Below are 19,221 nucleotides of genomic sequence, written 5' to 3'. Positions count from 1 at the left end.
CGACGCTACCGATCCTGCCCCATCTCCATCCGCAAGGCGTCCAGCGCCTCGGGCTTGTCCACCAGCACGCACTGCTTGCCAGTGCGCGTGCAGTGATCCTTGACCCGCCAGTATGCGCCGTGACTGACGCAACCCGTCTGGCAGATGACCAGGTCCGCCGCCACCAGACTGTCTTCCAGCGTATCTCCACCCCCTTCATCGCCGCCGGTGTGGCCCAGATACCGGCCACCCGCCCTTTCCACTACCTTGCGGGTCAACATCAGGGCCATGGCGTCTTCGCTGACGCAGAGCACCGACTTGGACCGCAACGCCATGGCCGTCAATGCGGATGGGGCTGCGTCGAGCTGGGATGGCTGCGGTTGGGCGCGCGCCTGGCTCATTCTGTCTTGCCATGCCAGCCGTTCGCGCATCAAGCTCTGCACGCGTTCGACCAACTGGCTGACCCGCCGCGCCAGGACCCTCCGACGGGGCAGACCGGGAATCGCGCCTTCCAGCGCCAGGCGGTCTTCCCGCGCCCAGGCCAGCGCGCTGTCTCGCGCAATGATGGCTGCGCGCAGGCGCATGGCCTGCGCTTCCAGGTGCAGGATACGCGTGGCCTGAGCGGCGATCAATCGGCTGCAATGCGACTGCGCCTGGCCATAGGCGGCAAGCAGCGCAGCATGCTCGCGCTGAAGCGTGGGGACTTGTCGGGGGGCAATCATCGCGAGCCTCCGGTGGGTTGGACGCGTGGGTGGAGAATGAATCCGGCGGGGGCATGCCCGCCCGTTCTCGGGGGTTGCCGGCAATTATAAATGCGAATGCTTCGCTTTTACATAACTTGAGCGCGCGGATTCAGGGCAAGGGAAATCCATTACTGACGCGTCATCGTCGCTTAAATATGATCGACAAACCATATCGGCACGGCAGCCCGTCCCGGGCCTGCAATAGACGTTCCCTCCGAAGAACGCCGCGCGCCATTCGCTCCGGTCGCGGCCGGACGGCGGACTTGAGCGAGGTGGAGTGCCCATGCCGAATTCCCCCGACCTTCTGCGCGACATCCACGAAGCCAACCTGATGTATCTGCTGCTGCTCCAGCGCATGGCGCGCTCGGGCGACGGCGCATCGCTGGCCGGATCTCCGATGTCTGCGCGCACCTGTCAGTGGCTGGCCGAGTTGCAACCCGCCGCCCTGGCCAGGCTGGCGCGCAGCAGCGTGCTGCTGGCGCAGTTGAACGTGGCGCCACACCTGCTGCTGTCGGCATTGAGCCAGGGCATCGACGCGACGCTGGCCGCACGCAGCCAGCCCGAACCTGCCCCGCCACTGGCCACCGCCAAACCTTAGGCGGCCCCAAGCCTATCGGGGCAAGCGGTCAGGGCAAAGGGTCGTGGACGCACACGCAGATCTTGTTGCCATCGGCATCCCGGAAGTAGGCGCCGTAATAATTCGCGTGGTACTCGGGGCGCAAGCCCGGTGGGCCTTCGCACGTCGCGCCCATGGACAGCGCCAAGGCGTGGCAGCGATCCACCGTCTTGCGGTCGGCCGCCAGAAAGGCGGTCATCTGACCGTTGCCCGGCGTCGCCGGCTTGCCGTCATAAGGCGCGGTGATCACGAACAAGGGGCGCCCTCCCTCGGCAGGCTGCCAACCCGCCCAAGGGCTGGCGCGATCCACGAATCGAAGCGACAGGCCCAACGCCTCGGCTTGCGCCGAATAGAAGGCGAACGCGCGGTCGAAGTCGACAACGCCGATGCAGACATGGGAAAACATAGGGGCTCTTCGAAGAAAAGAAGCGCTCATTATGAATGGCGCTGATGGCCGCTGCGCAAGACGCGTGGGCAATCGGGCCCGATATGGCATGGACAAAGGGATCATCTTTGTCGACCGCCAGGGCAGGCAGATTTATCTGCGTACCAATGCCGCGTGACCCGAATCCGACGCGCGGGCGCCGCCAGTGCGCCAGGCCAGCCCCGCGCTGATGGCCAGCGCCAGCGCCAACAAGCCCCCGGCCATCGCGGCCACGCCGGGCCATTGGTCCGCGGCCCAGAAGTGGCCGCCCCACGCGCCCAGCACGCTGGACCCCACGTAATACACCAGCAGGTACAGCGAGGCGGCAAGAGCCTTGTAGCCGCGCGCCATTTGCCCGACCCAGCCGCTGGCCACCGCATGCGCCGCGAAGAAGCCAAAGGTGAACAGAACGATGCCGGCGATCAGAATGCCGAGTGTGTCCGACAGCGTCAGCAGAAGCCCCGCCAGCGCCAGACCGGTGGCGGCCGACAGCATGGCGCCTCGGCCGTGGCGGTCGGCCAGTCGGCCGAAGAATGTCGAGGCGAATATGCCGACCAGGTAGACGACGAAGATGAACCCGATGAATGTCTGGCTCAGAGAAAACGGCGGCAGCAGCAGCCGAAAGCCCACGTAGTTGTAGACCGTGACGAAGGCTCCCATCAGCAAGCCGCCCATCGCGAACAACGCGCACAGCGGACCGTTCTTCATATGCGCGCCGACCCCGGCCCGCACATCGCCAAACACTCCCGCCCAACCCCGCCCACGCTGCGGCGTGAAGCGGCGCGAGGCGGGCAGCAGCCACATGAACAGCGCTGCCGCCACGATGCCGACGACGCCGAGCGTGCCCATCGCGGCGCGCCAGCCGAAGTGGTCGGATACCAGGCCGGTGATCACGCGGCCCGACAGCCCGCCGAAGGCGCTGCCGCTGATGTACAGGCCCATCACAAAACCGAGGGTGTCGGGTTCGACCTCTTCCGCAAGGTAGGCCATGGCGATTGCGGGAACCCCACCCATCGCCACGCCTTGCAGCGCCCGCAGCGCCAACAGGCTTTGCCAGTCCGGCGCGAAGGCGGCGATGGTGCCCAGCGCGGCCGAGCCCAGCAACGACCAGGCCATGATGCGCTTGCGCGGCAAGGCTTGCGAGAACAGGCCCACGAAGAAAATTGCGATGGCCAACAAGCCGGTGCACAAGGACAGGACCAGGCTGCTTTGCGCGGGTGACACGGTGAACGCGTCGGTGAAAAGCGGCATGAGCGGCTGCACGCAATACAGCAGCGAGAACGTGGAAAAGCCGGCGGCGAACAAGGCCCATTGGGCGCGGCGCAGTTCTGGAGTGCCACGCGCCAGGTAGTTGTCGGGCGTGGGAAGGGAGGAACTGGCGCAGGAGGTAGACATCTGGAATCTCTATGAACAAGCGGGTTAAAGGCCCGCGAATCAAAAGTAGACTTTTCCCCTTCATATGTCCAATATATGAAACCGGCACTGGTCATATTTTAAAAACATGGAACTCCGACATTTGCGCTACTTCACGGCCGTCGCCGAGGAATTGCATTTCACGCGGGCAGCGGCGCGCCTGGGCATCGGTCAACCTCCGCTCAGCCAGCAGATCCAGCAACTGGAACGTGAAATCGGCACGCCGCTGTTCTTGCGGCTGCCGCGTGGCATCGAGATGACCGAAGCCGGCGCGCAGTTTCTGGAAGACGCGCGCGCCATTCTTGCCAGCGCCGATCGCGCCATCGATAACGCCCGCCGGCTGGGTCGCGGCGAGCGCGGCGCCATCACGGTGGGCTTCACGGCGTCGGCGGTGTTCCATCCCTATCTGCCGCGCGCAATACGCGCCTATCGCGACCGTTATCCCGACGTGCGCGTCACGCTGACCGAGAGCAATACCCTCTCGCTGCTCCGCGGCCTGCGGCAGGGGGACGTGGATGTCGCCTTTGTGCGGCCGCCTTACCTGTTGGACGCCGAGTTCGAATCCGAACGCGTGCTGGACGAACCCATGCTGGTCGCCCTGCCCCCGGACCACCCCTTGAGCCGCCGCCGCAGCGTGCCGATCAGCGCATTGGCCGACGAAGATTTCGTGCTGTATCCCCGGCCGATCGGGGCCGGTCTTTATGACGCCATCCAGTCGGCATGCCAACGGGCGGGCTTTGCGCCTCGAGTCATCCAGGAAGCGCCGCAGATGGCGTCCATCGTCAGTCTGGTGGCGGCGGGCGTGGGCATTTCGGTGGTGCCGGCCGCCATGCGGCATATGGGCGCGCAAGGCATCGAGTACCGCCCCATCAAGGGAGATGCGCCGCATGCCTTGCTGGACATGGCTTACCGGCGCCACGACCGGTCCATTGCCGCCGTGAACGCCGTGGCGCTGCTGCGCCAACTGGCGCATCCCGAACGGACGGACCCGGTCGCCTGAGCGCGCGGTAGTGCCCTGTCGCGTTTGTCATCTTCTGTAAACCCAGGAATGCCGCCTCAAGAGTAAATTGCGCTACCGCTGATCTGTCCCTTAGCGGGAGCGCCACCCCGACATCAACCTTTCAAAGGTGAACCCGTGCGACGTACTCTCCTGGCCTTGGCCCTTGCAACGCTTCCCGGCCTGGCCGCCGCCGCGGCCCTGCCCTCCGCCATCGGCGCGGTGACCGTATATCAGGATCGGGCCGTCGTGACCCGCTCCGCGTCCACGGAACTGTCCGCAGGAGAGCACGAACTGGTCCTTGAAAATCTGCCGGCCTCGCTCCAGGAAAATTCGCTGCAAGTGTCCGCGAAAAGCACGGGCCAGGCCTCGTTGCTGGACGTGAAAGTGCGAGACGCCTTCAACGCCGACACCGTCAATGAGCGCGTACGTACCTTGCAGGAACAGGTGCGCAAGCTGGAAGGCCAGATGGCCGAATTGGATGACGAAAGCGCGGTGCTGGATAACCAGCGCGAACTCGTATTGATGATGCAGCGCGGGGCGACCGAGCCATCCAAGGACAGCGCCCGCCTGACGCTGGATGAACTCAAGGCCATCCAGACGCTCAGCGCCGACAGCCTGGCCAAGACGCTGGCCGGCCTGCGCCAGGTGGCGGCGCACAAAGAGACACTTGAGCGCGAACTGTCCGCGTTGCAAAGCCAGTTGAACGCCGTGCAAAGCCAGATGAGCCGTCGCACCAAGACCGTTACGCTGCGCGTCAATCTGGCGCGCGCGGGCAAGGTCGATCTGGCCCTGTCGTATGCGGTGAACGGCGCGCGCTGGACCCCCGCCTATGACGCCCGGCTGCGTCCGGCCGAGCGCAGCGTGGACCTGGGTTACTTCGGCGTGATCCGCCAGAACACCGGCGAAGACTGGAACAACGTGAAGCTGACGCTGTCCACCGCGCGCCCCGCGCTCGGTGGCGCTGCGCCGACGCTGCAACCGTGGATCATCGACGTGGCGGCCCCTCCTCCCCCGCCGCCGCGCCCGGCGGCAGCGCCCGCGCCGGCAATCGTTGGCGAAATGGACATGAAGCGCTCCCCGCGCAGCCGTCAGGCCTACGCCGAGAGCGCCGTGGCGGAAGTCGCCCCGGAACCGCTACAGGTGCAGACCGCGCAGATGCAGAACGAAGCCACCAGCGCATCGTTCCAGGTCAAGAATGCCGCGACGCTGCCGTCGGACAATACCTCCCAGCGAGTGGCGATCGCGGCGGCCAAGCTGCCGGCAACCTTGCAATACCAATCCACGCCCGCGCTGCGCGAGGCGGTGTTCCTGACCGCGCAAGCCAGCAACAACACCGAATTCCCCTTCCTGGCCGGTCCGCTCAACACCTTCCTGGACGACGCGTTCGTGGCCTCCAGCGCAATGAAGGCGGTGATGCCGGGCGAAAAGGTCGAGCTGGCGATGGGCGCGGATGACGGTATTTCGATCAAGCGCCAACTGGTCAACCGCTATACCGAAAGCACGGGGTTTTCGGGCAGCGGCAAGCGCGTGACCTACGAATACAAGATCACCGTCAAGAACAACAAGGCCACCAAGGAACAGGTGTCTTTCAAGGACCGGCTGCCCATCTCGCGCAACGAGAAGATCGTCGTCAAGCTGCTCTCGCCCGCCGACCGCGACATCAAGCGCGAAGAAGACGGCAAGATCGTCTGGGATTGGGAGCTTGAGCCCGGCAAATCCCGCGAGACCGTCCTGAAATTTTCGGTGGATTACCCGGGCGACATCGACGTGTCGGGAATCTGAAGCCCGACCTCTGATCCCCGACGGCCGCCAGCGCCCCTTCAGTGCTGGCGGCAGAATTCAATGAAAGCACTCGGCTCCAGCGGCACCGACAAGCCGTAGCCCTGCGCCAAGTCGCAGCCCAGCTCGCGCAGCAGCTGCACATCGCGTTCCTGTTCGACGCCTTCGGCGACGACGCGCCGGCCCAGCACACGGCCCATTTCGATGGCGGCGGCCACCACCGCGCGCGAGGCCGCTTCGCGGTGCATGTGCACGATGAAGTCCCGATCGATCTTCAGCTCGGTAAACGGCATGGCAGAAAAGAGCCGCATCGATGCGATGCCCGCGCCAAAATCGTCCATGGCCAATTCGAAGCCGCGCACACGCAGCAGGTTCAGCGCCGAAGACAGCGCCAGCCAATCGTTGACGGGCTCGTCCTCGGTCAACTCGATCTTGATCAATCGGGCCGGCAAGCCCGCCTGGCCGACCCGCTTTTCCAGCACGGCGGGCATATCGCGCGAACAGAGGGTCGAGGCCGACGCATTGATGGCGATAGGCACGGCGATTCCTTCCGCGTGCAGGATCTGCTGCACCTCCAGCACCCGATCCGTCACCCGCAGGAACAACATGCGATCCATGCCCAGCCGATGCGCGGCCGGCACGAAGTCCACGGCGGATATGGCGCCCAGTTCCGGGTGGTCCCAGCGCGACAAGGCCTCGGCGGCGACCACCTTGCCCGTGGAAAGACTCATCTGCGGCTGCAATACCACGCTCATGCCGACGCCCGTGATCAAGGCGCGCCCCAATTCGGCTTCGATCACTTCACGACGGATCGATTGCTGCTGGGGCGTGGTCACATCCTCGGCGGCCAGACCCGCCTTGATGGCCTGGTGCATGGACGTGCGGGAGACCGGCTTGGACAGCGCCTGCGCAGACGGGCTACCCGCCTGTAGCGCCAGGCGGACATGCGATTGCAGCAGCTCTTCGCTCAGGCTGCTGATCCAGATGATGGGAGGCATGCTGCGAAGCCGGCCCACGTCCACCAGCCGTCGCAATTCATTGGGCAGATGCGTGCCATCGCCGTCGCTCATGACGATGTCGCTGATCACCAGATCGTAGAACTGGCGGCCCAAGGCGCTGACCGCCTCGGCGCTGCTGCCTACGCCGGCAACGCGCCGGTACCCCAACGCCAGCAGCATGTTCTGCAGATATGCCCGTTCGACAGGATGGTCTTCGACCAGAAGAATCCGTCGAGCCGCTCCGGCGTCGGTTTTTGGCATTCGTTCCGTCCTGGCTTATAGGGCGGGCCCCTGGCAGGCGACCGCTGGTTCTGTTCGGGCTCAATGCTACGGCATTCGTGCGCGGTCTGTCGTCGCGGACAAAGGGCTAAGGCGATTTCCGCGACGATAGGCGTAGGTTTGTGAGGGCCCTGCCCGCTATTGGCTCCCTCCGTTGTCCAGACACAACGCGCCGGCTCGTCCGGACGGATGCCGCCCTTGCGGCGGGATTGGGCGCGCGGGTGCGATAATGGCGGGCTTTAGGCATTGCGCACCTTGCGCATCCACGGTACGGAGCTTCCCTTGACCCGCATTGATGACCCCCAGCACGACCGCGAGGTCGGCACGGCCGACTCGACCCAGGACAACACGCGCACCGACGACACCCGCATCAGCGCTGTTCGTCCCCTGATTTCGCCCGCGCTCCTGCAAGACGAACTGCCCGTATCGCCCGCCATCCAGACCCTGGTCGAAAACAGCCGCAGCCAGATCGCCAATGTGCTGCATGGCCGCGACGACCGCCTGCTGATCGTCGTGGGCCCCTGCTCCATCCACGACCACGGCCAGGCCATGGACTATGCGCGCCAGCTTCGCCAGGCCGTGGACCAGCACAAGAATGACCTGCTGATCGTCATGCGCGTGTACTTCGAAAAGCCGCGCACGACCGTGGGCTGGAAGGGCTACATCAATGACCCGCGCCTGGACGGCAGCTTCCGCATCAACGAAGGGCTGCGCCGGGCGCGCGAGCTGTTGCTGGACATCAGCGGCCTGGGCCTGCCCATCGCCACCGAATTCCTGGACCTGCTCAGTCCGCAATACATCGCCGACCTGATCGCCTGGGGCGCCATCGGCGCGCGCACGACAGAAAGCCCGAGCCATCGTCAACTGAGCTCGGGCCTGAGCTGCCCGCTGGGTTTCAAGAACGGCACCGACGGCGGCGTGCAGATCGCCGCGGACGCGATGGTCGCCGCCAGCGCCAAGCACGCCTTCATGGGCATGACGAAGATGGGCATGGCCGCGATTTTTGAAACGCGCGGCAATCAGGATACGCACGTGATCCTGCGCGGCGGCAAGCAAGGCCCCAACTACGACGCGGCCAGCGTCGATGCCTGTTGCGCCGCCCTGCGCGCAGCCGGCCAGCGCGAACAGGTCATGATCGACTGCTCGCACGCCAACTCCAACAAGTCGCACCTGCGCCAGATCGACGTGGCCAACGACATCGCCGCCCAGCTTGCCCAAGGCGACGCGCGCATCACTGGCGTCATGATCGAAAGCCATCTGGAAGAAGGCCGCCAGGACCTGAAACCCGGTCTGCCGCTGCGCCGTGGCGTATCCATCACCGACGCCTGCCTGGGCTGGAGCCAGACCGAACCGGTGCTGGACACGCTTGCACAGGCGGTGCGCGACCGCCGCGCGAAAAAGGCCGGCGGGGTTTAAGCGTAGCGGTATCGCGGGTGCGTGGGCCAATCCGGGAGGACTGATCGATGCACCGACCTGTCCCGCTCGCCGATCCCCTTTCCCGCTTCAGCGATGCAGAGCGTAAGGCGCCGGATCCATGTCCGGCGTCTGGCCCGTGATCAGGCTGGCCAGTAGCTTGCCCGTCACGGGACCCAGCGTGAAGCCATGATGCGCGTGGCCGAACGCCATCCATAAGCCCGGGTGACGCGGCGCGGGCCCGATCACCGGCCGCATGTCCGGCATGCAGGGCCGGCACCCCATCCACGGTTCCTGTTCCACTGCGGCGCCCAGCGGCAGCAATTGGCTTGCCAGCGCGCGCGTGCGTTGAATCTGGATAGGTGATGGCGGTGCATCGCGATGCGCGAATTCCGCGCCCGTGGTCAGGCGCACGCCCCGCGTCATCGGCGTCACGACGAACCCGCTGTCGATGTCGGCCACCGGATGCGACAAGGATGCGCCTGCGTCCAGCGCGAAATGCTGGTGGTAGCCGCGCTTGACCGCCATGGGAATGCGATAGCCCAAGGGCCGCAGGATATCCAGCGACCACGGCCCCATCGCCACCACGACATCGCGCGCCTCGACCTGGCCATCCTCCGCCTGCACGCGCCACGCGCCTGAACCCGCGCTTTGAAGGGTGCGCGCATCGCCGCGCACCAGTTGTCCGCCGCGCTGCTGGAACAGCGCCGCATAGCCCTGCGTCACCGCGCCGGGGTCGGACACGTTGACCGGATCGAGCCAGTGCACCGCGCCCACCATGCGTTCGGACAAGGACGGTTCCAGCGCCGCCAGGGCGGGTCGATCCAGCACGCGGTAATTCAGCCCATACGGCGACAGCGCCTGCGCTTCGGCCACAGCCTGTTCCAGGCCTGCCTGCGTCCGCGCGCCATCGATCCAGCCATTGCGGCGAAACAGGTGACCAAGATGGGCGTCGTCTTTCAAGGCGTCGTGCTCGATGACGCTGCGTTCGATCAGCGGCAACATCGCCTCGGCCGCGCGCGCCAGCCGCGACGGCGCGGAATGCCACCAATAGCGCATCAGCCACGGCGCGATGCGCGGCAAGAAGCGCACGTGATAACTCACATCGGGCGTGTTGTTGCGCGCGTATCGCCACAGGCTGCGCCAATCACGGGGAAAGGCGTAGGGAATCACGCTGGCCCGCTCGATCAGGCCGGCATTGCCGTAGCTGGTTTCTTCGCCCGGCCCGCGCCGGTCCAGCAACACTACGGAACGGCCGCGCGCCAAAAGATGCAGGGCCGTACTGACGCCGACGATGCCAGCGCCCAGAACCACAACGTCTGTTTTCATGCGCGGAATTCTGCGCTTGCGCCCCGTGTTCGGCAAGGGCCCGCCGGCGTAGAATCCCGATCCTCGGCGCTCGCCTTCCGGACCTTGCCATGACCGTTCCTGCCTTGCACCCCGTCACCTTGATGGGCGACATCGTCCGCCTGGAACCCATGGCTGCGCATCATGCCGACGCGTTGGCGGCCGTCGGCCTGCACCCCGAGCTGTGGCGGCTGCAACCGGAACCGATCAGCACCGTCCAGGACATGCACCGCTACGTTGCGCGCGCGCTGGACGGCGCCCGTGCCGGCGACTGCCTGCCCTTTGTCATCGTCCAGCAAAGCACGGGGCAGATCATAGGCGCCACGCGCTACATGGACATTGCGCTGGCGCACAAGCGGCTGGAGATCGGCGCGACGTGGTTGACCCCGGCCAGCCAACGATCCGGCGCCAATACCGAAACCAAGTTTCTGCTGCTTCGGCACGCCTTTGAAACAATTGGTATCATGCGGGTCGTTTTCAAGACGGAACTGAGCAATACGCAGTCGCGTGAAGCCCTGGGCAGGATCGGGGCGGTCGAGGAAGGCGTGTTTCGCAAGCACCTGATTGCGCAATCAGGGCGCACGCGCGACATGGTCTATTTCTCGATCCTCGACGATGAATGGCCCCCGATCAAGGCGCGCCTGCTGGCGCGACTGGCGTGGCCACGGTAGCCGTTGCGAAGTTCTTTGAATTGCCGGACGCGTTTGTCCGGGTCGCCACTTTCATTCAGGTATGGACAGCTCTCCCCTTATTCCCCCCGCCCGTGTCGCGGCGCGCCACAGCATTTTTATCTACACCGAAGAACAACGCGGCAACCAGCTGGTTGAATCGCCCATCATCGGCATGCTGTCCGACGTGTCCGGCTCGGACAAGCTCGTCGTCGCCCAAGATCCGCACAGCGGCTTGAAATTCATCTATCGCGTGGATCACGAAAGCAGCAACCTGGACGCCGCCGCCATCACCGAACAGGAACCGGCGGCGTTCGACGGCAAGACCTCGGTGCAGATCAATTCCATGTCGTATCGGCTGGGCAACGCAGAGAACGCGATGAAATTGCTGCGGGGCAAAACGCAATGGATCCAGGACAAAGGTTCGGTGCTGTCGGTGCTGCTGCAAAACGCGGCGGCCCGCAAGACCCGTTTTGCCCCGGCGCGCATCGAACGCGATCGCATGCGCAAGGTGCCCGCAGGCGTGCCGGTCGAATACCTGCCTACATAAATCGGATGGCACCAGCCGCACGGGCCTTATCCACAATTTCTGTGGATAAGGCAGGTGGCCCAGCCCGCTGCGCGGCCATTTGGACGACGCGCAACGGCCTGCGCAAAATTTGATCAGGCACGCTTTTGATGGCGATTGGATGGCATCCAGCGGGATTGCCGCGCCGCCGCAACTTCGATGATGATATTCTCCGCAGGCGCCAACGATACGAAACGTATCCCCGCTGGCCACGTGCCCGCGCAAGCGGACTCTCATCCCCGAACAGATAGCCCCAGCATGTCAGGAGCCAACAGCGTGCTTGCCCTTGGATCGCGTTGCGTGCGAACGCGGGCGCGGAACCCGTCGTGACCATCATCGTCGTCGACGATCACGGTGACTGGCGCGACACCATCGTCGAGACCATCCAGGACCTCGGGCTGGACAAAGCCATCCTCACGGCCGGGTCGCTGGCCGAACTGGACAAGCTGCTGCTTACCGTCACGCCGGGCATCCTGGTGTTGGACGCCATGCTGCCCGATGGCGACGCGTTCACTCGCATCGCGCATTTGCGCACCTGCTATCCGTCGATGGGCATCATCATGCTGACCGGCCGACTGCTCAGTGAAGACAAGGTGTCGGGCTTGAGCCTGGGCGCGGATCATTACCTGACCAAGCCCGTCAACCTGGCCGAGCTGGGCGCGACATTGGTGTCCTTGTCGCGGCGACTGCGCGTGGTGCCGGCAACGGGCGCGGACGACGCGCCGTCCGACACGTGGCGCTTTGACCCTTCTCGCCGCACGCTGGTCTCGCCCGAGCGGGTCAGCGTAGAACTCACCGACACCGAAAGCCGCTTGATCGGCGCGCTGATCCAGGCCGCGCCGCTGCCGCTCTCGCGCGGCCGCCTTGTCGAAGCGCTGGGCGCCAGCGTCGACGCCTACGACACGCACCGGCTGGACGCGCACATGCACCGCCTGCGCCGCAAGCTGCGCGCGCTGGCAGGCGGCGACATGGGCATCCGCACCGTCTATGGCGTCGGCTACGTCTGCACCACGCCCGTGCAGGTCGTGGGCAATTCCAAACTCTGATTTCTCGATCATGACTGCTGCCATCCGCCCTCGCCGTTCCGTTCTGTACATGCCCGGCGCCAATGCGCGTGCGCTGGACAAGGCCCGCAGCCTGGATGCCGACGCCCTGATCCTGGACCTGGAAGACGCCGTCGCGCCCGACGCCAAGGCGCAGGCGCGCATGCAAGTGGCCGCGGCGTTGCGGGCGGGCGGCTATGGCCGGCGCGAGTGCATCGTCCGGATCAACGCGCTGGACACGCCGTGGGGGCTGGACGATATCCACGCCATCGCCCAAGCCGGCGCCGACGCGGTGCTGTTGCCGAAGGTGCAGTCCGCCGCGCAATTGCTGGACTTGGCCCGCGCGCTGGACGCGGCTGGCGCGCCGGCGGATCTGCCGTTGTGGGCCATGGCCGAGACGCCGTTGGGCTTTCTGCGGCTGGATGCCATTGCCGGAGGCCACGCCCGGCTGGCCGCCATCGTCGTAGGCACGTCGGACCTGGTCAAGGATCTGCATGCGCGCCATACGCCCGAGCGCCACGAAACCCTGCTGGCGCGCTCCCTGGCCGTGATGGCCGCGCGCGCGCATGGCCTGGCGGTGCTGGATGGCGTCCATCTGGACTTGCAGGACGATGCGGGCCTTGCCGCCGCCTGCCGACAGGGACGCGATCAGGGCTTCGACGGCAAGACGCTGATCCACCCCAAGCAGATTGCCGCCGCCAACGCGGCCTACGCCCCCACCGCCGACGAATTGGCCAGCGCGCGCAAGCGCCTGGACGCGTGGCACGCGGCCCAGGCTGCGGGTATGGGCGTGGCCGTCGTCGACGGCGCGCTGGTCGAGAACCTGCACGCGCAAGAGGCCGAACGGGTGCTGGCGTTGGCCGCCGCCATCGCCCAAGGGCCAGAGAACGCCTAGCTTCACGACGCGCAAAACAGGCCCCGCCTGCGCCGATGCGCGCGGCCCGGTACAATAGCGCCCACGATTAGACGACGCCCGTTACCGGGACGTCGTCTCTTCTTTTTATTCGCGCCCGTTGTCCTGCCGCTGTTTACGGCTGTTTGCAGCTGTTAATAGCCGTCGATTGTCGACATGGTCCATCACCGATACCCAACGCCGGTATCCGTTGTCAGGCCCTGATCCGACATTTGCGCAGCCCCGGTTTTCAGGCTTTTGCGCGCGAATCCACACGGTTCCCTTTTTTTGCGCCGCGTCTTGTGGCGGGAGCCACGCCGCGCGCCTGCCGCGCCACCCCCTGCCCCCAGATTCATGATCCGCTTCCAACAAGTTTCACTCATGCGCGGCGTCAAGCCCTTGCTCGACAAGGTCGACCTGCTCTTGAACCCCGGCGACAAGATCGGCCTGATCGGCGCCAATGGCGCCGGCAAATCGAGCCTGTTCGGCCTGCTGCGCGGCACGCTGCACGCAGACCAGGGCGACCTGGATTACCCGTCCAGCTGGCGCATGGCCTATGTCGCGCAGGACACCCCGGCGCTGGACCGCCCCGCCATCGAATACGCGATCGACGGCGATGTCACGTTGCGCAAGCTGGAAGCTGAACTTGCCGCGCTGGAAGCCGAACCCGAGAGCGCCGAAAACGGCCTGCGCATGGGCGACATCTACGCCGCGCTGGCCGACGCCGACGCGTACACGGTGCACTCGCGCGCCGAACAACTGCTGACGGGCCTGGGTTTCACGCAAGAGCAGATGCATCTGCCGCTGACCAGCTTTTCAGGCGGCTGGCGCATGCGCCTGAACCTGGCACAGGCGCTGATGTGCCCGTCCGACCTGCTGCTGCTGGACGAGCCGACCAACCACTTGGATCTGGACGCCATCATCTGGCTGGAAGACTGGCTCAAGCGCTACCCGGGCACGCTCATCGTCATCTCGCACGATCGCGATTTCCTGGACGGTGTGGTCAACGTCATCGTCCATATCGACGAGCGCAAGCTCAAGCGCTACTCGGGCAACTACTCGTCGTTCGAACGCCAGCGCGCGGCGCAGCTTGAATTGGCGCAAGGCATGATGGAAAAGCAGATGCGCCAACGCTCGCACCTGCAATCCTTCATCGACCGCTTCAAGGCCCAGGCCAGCAAGGCGCGTCAGGCGCAAAGCCGCATCAAGGCTTTGGCCCGCATGGAAGAAGTGGCGCCCTTGCGCGCGGCCGCCGAGTTCTCGTTTGAATTTCGCGAGCCGCTGCGCGCGCCCAATCCCTTGCTGACGATGGACAAGGTCAGCGCCGGTTATCGCGTTGAAGACGAAGATACGCAGGCGACGTCCGACAAGATCATCGTGTCGGGCATCAACTTTTCTTTGCAAGCCGGACAGCGCATCGGCCTCTTGGGCATCAACGGCGCGGGCAAGTCCACGTTCATCAAGACCATCGCCGGCGACCTGGCCACGCTGGGTGGCGACACGCAGTTCAACAAGGGCCTGTCCATCGGCTACTTCGCCCAGCATCAGGTCGAGATGCTGCGCCACGACGAATCGCCGCTGTGGCACATGACGAAGATCGCGCCTACCGTGCGCGAGCAGGAGCTGCGCAACTTCCTGGGCAGCTTCAACTTCAACGGCAATATGGCCACCAGCTCGATCGCGCCTTTCTCGGGCGGCGAAAAGGCGCGTCTGGCGCTGGCGTTGATCGTCTGGCAACGGCCCAATCTGCTGCTGCTGGATGAGCCCACGAACCACCTGGATCTGGAAACGCGTGAAGCGCTGACGACCGCGCTGGCGCAATTCGAAGGCACCTTGATGCTGGTCTCGCACGATCGCCACCTGCTGCGCGCGACCACCGACGAGTTCATCATCGTGGCCGACGGCGCGGTCCGTCCGTTCGATGGCGACCTGGACGACTACAAGGACTGGCTCTACAAAACCAAACTGGCCGCCAAAGCCGCCTGATCGCGTTACAATCCCGCGAATTGCCCGCAAGCGTCCCCTGATGCGATGCTTGCGAGGCAACCTTCAACCACGTCCCGCTGTCCGCGGGACGCGTTTTTTCAGCGCTCGTAGATGACGATCAAAGACCAACTATTTCTCGCCAGCCAGTATCTTGCGCCCCATCACCTGGTGTCGCGCTTCTTCGGATACGCCTCAGACTGCCGGGAACCCGCGGTCAAGAACTGGATGATTTCGCGCTTCGTCCGCAAGTACGGCGTCGATATGCGCGAAGCGCTGCAAGAAGATCCGTTGGCCTACGACTGCTTCAATGACTTCTTCACGCGCGCGTTGAAAGACGACGCGCGTCCCTTGGACGACGAACCCGGTTCGGTGCTGTGCCCCGCCGATGGCGCGATCAGCCAATTGGGCGCCATCGAACAAGGCCGTATTTTCCAGGCCAAGGGCCATAGCTACGGGCTGGTCGATCTGCTGGGCGGCGACGTCGAGCGCGCGGCCCCGTTCCAGGGCGGCGAATTCGCCACGGTCTATCTGTCGCCCAAGGACTATCACCGCGTGCACATGCCGGTCGCCGGCACGCTGCGCGAAATGATCCATGTGCCCGGCCGGCTGTTCTCGGTCAATCCGCTGACGGCGCGCAACGTGCCGCGCCTGTTCGCGCGCAATGAACGCGTGGTCTGTATCTTCGACACCGAGCATGGCCCCATGGCGCTGGTGCTGGTGGGCGCGATGATCGTCGCGTCGATCGAAACGGTGTGGGCCGGCCTGGTCACGCCCTTCAAGCGCCGCGTGAAATCCGTGCGCTACGACGCCGCCGCACGCGCCCCGATCCATCTGGAAAAAGGCGCGGAGATGGGCCGCTTCAAGCTCGGCTCGACTGCCATCGTGTTGTTCGGCCCGGACAAGATCCGCTGGGCGGACACGCCATCGGTGCTGGGCCCGGTGCGCATGGGCGAATTGCTGGCGCTGCCCAAGCACCGCTGAAGCGAACGATCCGCACTTTCTTGTTCGCTGAATGCGAATAAGCCTTTCGCCTTTTATTCGCTTTTTCTGCTGATCTCGTCTAGGTAGATTACGGACCTTCCCCGGTCCCTTCTCTACCTTGCCATGACGTCATCCGCGCTGCCTGCCTCCCACACAGACAACACCCCCGGCGTGGCCGCCCGCCCGCTGTCGCGCACGCTTGCCCGCATGTTGTCCCTGGACGACTTCGAAGCCGCCGCGCGCCGCCGCCTGCCTCGTCCCATCTTCGGCTATGTGGCGGGCGCGGCGGAAGACAATCAATCCCTTCAGGACAATCGGCGCGCTTTCGCGCAGTACGGCTTTACGCCGCGAGTGCTGGTCGATGTGTCGCAGCGCACGCAGCGCACCGAATTGTTCGGACACCAATACGCCGCTCCATTCGGCATCGCCCCCATGGGCATCAGCGCCTTGTCGGCCTATCGCGGCGACGTGGTGCTGGCGCGTGCCGCGCAGGACGCGAACATACCCGCCATCCTGAGCGGCACGTCGCTGATCCCGCTGGAAGACGTGATCCAGCAAGCGCCAGCAACGTGGTTTCAGGCTTATCTGCCTGGCGACCCGGCCAAGATCGATGCGCTGGTCACGCGCGCGCGCAACGCGGGCTACGAGACCCTGGTGCTGACGGTGGATATTCCGGTATCGGCCAATCGCGAGAACAACGTCCGCACCGGCTTCTCGACCCCGCTCAAGCCCAGCCTGCGCCTGGCATGGGACGGCCTGACCCGGCCACGCTGGCTGGCAGGCACGTTTCTGCGCACGTTGCTCGCGCACGGCATGCCGCACTTTGAAAATTCGTTTGCCACGCGCGGCGCGCCAATCGTGTCGGCTTCGGTGCTGCGCGACTTCAGCGCGCGCGACCACCTCAGCTGGGAACATGTCGCCCGCATCCGCCGGCAGTGGCGCGGCCCCTTGATCATCAAGGGCATCCTGCATCCACAAGACGCGGCCTTGGCGCGTCAGCACGGTGTCGACGGCGTGATCGTGTCCAACCATGGCGGGCGTCAACTGGACGGCGCGATATCGCCGCTGCGCGCGCTGCCCGGCGTCGTCGACGCGGCGGGCGGCATGACGGTGATGATGGACAGCGGCGTGCGGCGCGGCGGTGACGTGCTCAAGGCGCTGGCGCTGGGCGCGCGCTTTGTGTTCGTCGGCCGCCCGTTCAATTACGCGGCGGCCGTCGGCGGTCAGGCGGGAGTGGCGCACGCCATCAAGCTGTTGCAGGCCGAGGTCGATCGGAACATGGCCATGCTGGGCATCAACAGCGTGCAGGAGATGCACACCGGTTTGCTGTGGCGCGACGCACCCGTCCGCCCTTGACGCCTGCGCGCGCAACCCGGGGCGACGGCCCGGCATAGAATGGCGTTTTCCTTGCCCGCCCCCTGCCCGCCGTGTCCCTACGCCAATCCTCTTTCTTCCTGCGCTTCCTGACACTTGGCGCGCTGGCCCACGTCTACGTGGGCGCGCGCCTCATCCCCGATTCGGGGCTGACGGCCGCCGGCGCGGCTGCCGCCATCATCGGCCTCCTGCTCTCTTGCATCCTGATTCCGCTGGGCATGCTGGCCCGGTCTTCCGTGAATCCGCCATGGGGCGACCGCATCGCCTGGGTCGGCTTGTTGGCGATGGGTTTGTTCTCGTCGTTGTTCGTCCTTAGCGTCATTCGCGACGTCGGCCTGCTGTTGACGTGGGCGGTGGCGTGGCTGGCCAGTGCCGACCTGCCCTGGATGGATCTGCGCCGCTATAGCGCGTGGGCGGTGGCCGGCCTGGCGTTGGCGGGTACCTTGATTGGCTTTTACAACGCGCGCAGCCGGGCGCGCGTGGTCGACGTGGACGTGCCCATCGAGGGGCTGCCGCAAGACCTGGACGGCTTCACCATCGTGCAGATCAGCGACATCCACGTCGGGCCGACGATCAAGAAGCATTATGTGCAGGCCATCGTGGACGGCGTGAACGAATTGTTGCCGGACGTGGTCGCCATCACGGGCGATGTGGTCGATGGCAGTGTCGAACACTTGTCCGAGCAGGCTCGCCCGCTGGCGTCGCTGCGCGCGCCCTTCGGCGTGTACCTCGTCACCGGCAACCATGAATATTATTCAGGCGCCACGGCGTGGGTCGCCGAGTTTCGCCGCATGGGACTACGCGTGCTGATGAACGAGCATGCCGTCATTCACCCGTCGGGCCTGCCCGTCGTGGTGGCAGGCGTGACCGACTACAGCGCGGGCTCCTTCGATCCGCAGCAACGCAGCAACCCCAAGGCCGCGCTGGCCGGTGCGCCCGCCGATGCCTGCGCCCGGATCCTCTTGGCGCACCAACCCCGCAGCGCAGCCGCCGCGCAGCCGCTGGGCTATCACCTGCAATTGTCTGGCCATACGCATGGCGGGCAGTTCTTCCCGTGGGGGTTTTTCGTGCGCTTCCAGCAGCCCTTTACGGCCGGCCTGCACCGGCTGGGCAAGATGTGGGTGTATACCAGCCGGGGCACGGGTTATTGGGGGCCGCCCAAGCGGCTGGGCGCGCCGTCCGAAATCACCCGTTTGCGGCTGCGCCGGGCCTAGTTGGGGGAGTTATCAGGCAAGGGCCCGCGCTCCAGATAGCTGGTCAGCGCGATATCACTGGTGGTGTTGGTGATGCCTTCAATCTGATGGATGCGCGCCAGCAACAATTCCAGCGCCTGCGTATCGCGCACGCGCACTTTCAGCAACATGGCGCTTTTGCCGGTGATGGTGTGGATCTCTTCCACCTCGGTCAGTTCGGCCAACCCCAGCACCTGCTGCGTGATGCTCCAGTTGGCGGTATCGACATGCACGAAGGCCAGCAAGGGGCGGCCGATGCGCGCCCCGTCCAGTCTCGCGGCGATGCCTTTGATCAGCCCGTCGCGCTTGAGCCGCTTGACCCGTTCATGCACGGCGGGCGCGGATAGATTCAATAATTTGCCCAGCTCGGCGTAACTGGGCGTGGCGTCGCCAGCCAGCAGCGTTAATAATTTTCGGTCGCGATCGTCTAGGTCTGACATTGGAATCAAGTTCTGCCTTACGGCATTCGAACTTTTATGGAATAAG

General features: G+C 65.4%; 18 protein-coding genes. 12 read left to right on the top strand and 6 right to left on the bottom strand.

Going from position 1 to position 19,221, the window contains the following annotated elements; translation table 11 throughout:
• Positions 1 to 5: 5 nt before the first annotated feature.
• Positions 6 to 701 carry a DUF2325 domain-containing protein gene (locus API01S_RS05265; RefSeq protein WP_082306003.1) on the bottom strand — a complete coding sequence of 232 codons (696 nt, stop codon included), beginning with the start codon at positions 699 to 701 and terminating at the stop codon, positions 6 to 8.
• Positions 702 to 1,005: 304 nt separating this feature from the next.
• Between API01S_RS05265 and API01S_RS05260 the strand changes: the two genes are divergently transcribed.
• A complete protein-coding gene (locus tag API01S_RS05260; protein WP_006219591.1) occupies positions 1,006 to 1,320 on the top strand; it encodes a flagellar transcriptional regulator FlhD in 315 nt (104 codons plus the stop codon).
• 28 nt (positions 1,321 to 1,348) lie between these two features.
• Here API01S_RS05260 and API01S_RS05255 read toward each other — a convergent pair whose 3' ends face one another.
• Positions 1,349 to 1,744, bottom strand: coding sequence for a VOC family protein (locus tag API01S_RS05255; protein ID WP_061303452.1), 396 nt, complete (start codon positions 1,742 to 1,744; stop codon positions 1,349 to 1,351).
• 132 nt (positions 1,745 to 1,876) lie between these two features.
• Positions 1,877 to 3,157 (bottom strand): MFS transporter, encoded by a 1,281-nt coding sequence (locus API01S_RS05250; RefSeq protein WP_061303451.1) that lies wholly within the window; start codon positions 3,155 to 3,157, stop codon positions 1,877 to 1,879.
• A 106-nt stretch (positions 3,158 to 3,263) separates the two neighbouring features.
• On the opposite strand from API01S_RS05250, the gene API01S_RS05245 reads away from it, so the two are divergent.
• Together API01S_RS05245 and API01S_RS05240 are read left to right on the top strand one after the other, a co-directional pair.
• Positions 3,264 to 4,175: a LysR family transcriptional regulator gene (locus API01S_RS05245; RefSeq protein ID WP_061303450.1), complete on the top strand. Its 912-nt coding sequence runs from the start codon at positions 3,264 to 3,266 to the stop codon at positions 4,173 to 4,175.
• Between the two features lie 135 nt (positions 4,176 to 4,310).
• Positions 4,311 to 5,957: a mucoidy inhibitor MuiA family protein gene (locus tag API01S_RS05240; RefSeq protein WP_254598489.1), complete on the top strand. Its 1,647-nt coding sequence runs from the start codon at positions 4,311 to 4,313 to the stop codon at positions 5,955 to 5,957.
• A 38-nt stretch (positions 5,958 to 5,995) separates the two neighbouring features.
• Here the strand turns inward: API01S_RS05240 and API01S_RS05235 are convergent, their stop codons facing one another.
• Positions 5,996 to 7,213 (bottom strand): EAL domain-containing response regulator, encoded by a 1,218-nt coding sequence (locus API01S_RS05235; protein ID WP_039883232.1) that lies wholly within the window; start codon positions 7,211 to 7,213, stop codon positions 5,996 to 5,998.
• 300 nt (positions 7,214 to 7,513) lie between these two features.
• Here API01S_RS05235 and API01S_RS05230 point away from each other — a divergent pair, with 300 nt between their 5' ends.
• Positions 7,514 to 8,647: a 3-deoxy-7-phosphoheptulonate synthase gene (locus API01S_RS05230; protein WP_039883233.1), complete on the top strand. Its 1,134-nt coding sequence runs from the start codon at positions 7,514 to 7,516 to the stop codon at positions 8,645 to 8,647.
• Between the two features lie 87 nt (positions 8,648 to 8,734).
• Here the strand turns inward: API01S_RS05230 and API01S_RS05225 are convergent, their stop codons facing one another.
• A complete protein-coding gene (locus API01S_RS05225) occupies positions 8,735 to 9,973 on the bottom strand; it encodes an NAD(P)/FAD-dependent oxidoreductase (protein WP_061303448.1) in 1,239 nt (412 codons plus the stop codon).
• 89 nt (positions 9,974 to 10,062) lie between these two features.
• Here API01S_RS05225 and API01S_RS05220 point away from each other — a divergent pair, with 89 nt between their 5' ends.
• From API01S_RS05220 to API01S_RS05185, 8 genes are all read left to right on the top strand, one after another.
• A complete protein-coding gene (locus API01S_RS05220; RefSeq protein WP_006219601.1) occupies positions 10,063 to 10,662 on the top strand; it encodes a GNAT family N-acetyltransferase in 600 nt (199 codons plus the stop codon).
• A gap of 61 nt (positions 10,663 to 10,723) precedes the next feature.
• The gene (locus API01S_RS05215; protein WP_050728713.1) at positions 10,724 to 11,209 is read left to right on the top strand and encodes a hypothetical protein; all 486 of its coding nucleotides are present in this window, start codon (positions 10,724 to 10,726) and stop codon (positions 11,207 to 11,209) included.
• 344 nt (positions 11,210 to 11,553) lie between these two features.
• On the top strand, positions 11,554 to 12,273 hold the full coding sequence (locus API01S_RS05210) for a response regulator transcription factor (RefSeq protein WP_050729255.1): 720 nt from the start codon (positions 11,554 to 11,556) through the stop codon (positions 12,271 to 12,273).
• A gap of 10 nt (positions 12,274 to 12,283) precedes the next feature.
• Complete coding sequence (locus tag API01S_RS05205; RefSeq protein WP_061303447.1) at positions 12,284 to 13,165, top strand: HpcH/HpaI aldolase/citrate lyase family protein; 882 nt, start codon at positions 12,284 to 12,286, stop codon at positions 13,163 to 13,165.
• A gap of 351 nt (positions 13,166 to 13,516) precedes the next feature.
• Positions 13,517 to 15,148 (top strand): ATP-binding cassette domain-containing protein, encoded by a 1,632-nt coding sequence (locus API01S_RS05200; RefSeq protein ID WP_084802359.1) that lies wholly within the window; start codon positions 13,517 to 13,519, stop codon positions 15,146 to 15,148.
• Between the two features lie 111 nt (positions 15,149 to 15,259).
• The gene (asd, locus tag API01S_RS05195; RefSeq protein WP_006219606.1) at positions 15,260 to 16,129 is read left to right on the top strand and encodes an archaetidylserine decarboxylase; all 870 of its coding nucleotides are present in this window, start codon (positions 15,260 to 15,262) and stop codon (positions 16,127 to 16,129) included.
• Positions 16,130 to 16,252: 123 nt separating this feature from the next.
• A complete protein-coding gene (locus API01S_RS05190) occupies positions 16,253 to 17,485 on the top strand; it encodes an alpha-hydroxy acid oxidase (RefSeq protein WP_084802358.1) in 1,233 nt (410 codons plus the stop codon).
• 71 nt (positions 17,486 to 17,556) lie between these two features.
• Entirely contained in the window at positions 17,557 to 18,717 is a 1,161-nt protein-coding gene (locus API01S_RS05185; RefSeq protein ID WP_006219609.1) for a metallophosphoesterase, read from the top strand.
• Here API01S_RS05185 and API01S_RS05180 read toward each other — a convergent pair.
• Positions 18,714 to 19,175, bottom strand: coding sequence for an Lrp/AsnC family transcriptional regulator (locus tag API01S_RS05180; protein ID WP_006219610.1), 462 nt, complete (start codon positions 19,173 to 19,175; stop codon positions 18,714 to 18,716). The two genes, API01S_RS05185 and API01S_RS05180, sit on opposite strands and share 4 nt — an antisense overlap.
• Between the last annotated feature and the right edge of the window lie 46 nt (positions 19,176 to 19,221).

Origin of the sequence: Achromobacter piechaudii NBRC 102461 (assembly GCF_001571245.1) — a bacterium.
GTDB classification, from domain to species: domain Bacteria; phylum Pseudomonadota; class Gammaproteobacteria; order Burkholderiales; family Burkholderiaceae_B; genus Achromobacter; species Achromobacter piechaudii.
This window is presented reverse-complemented; position numbering and strand designations above follow the sequence as displayed.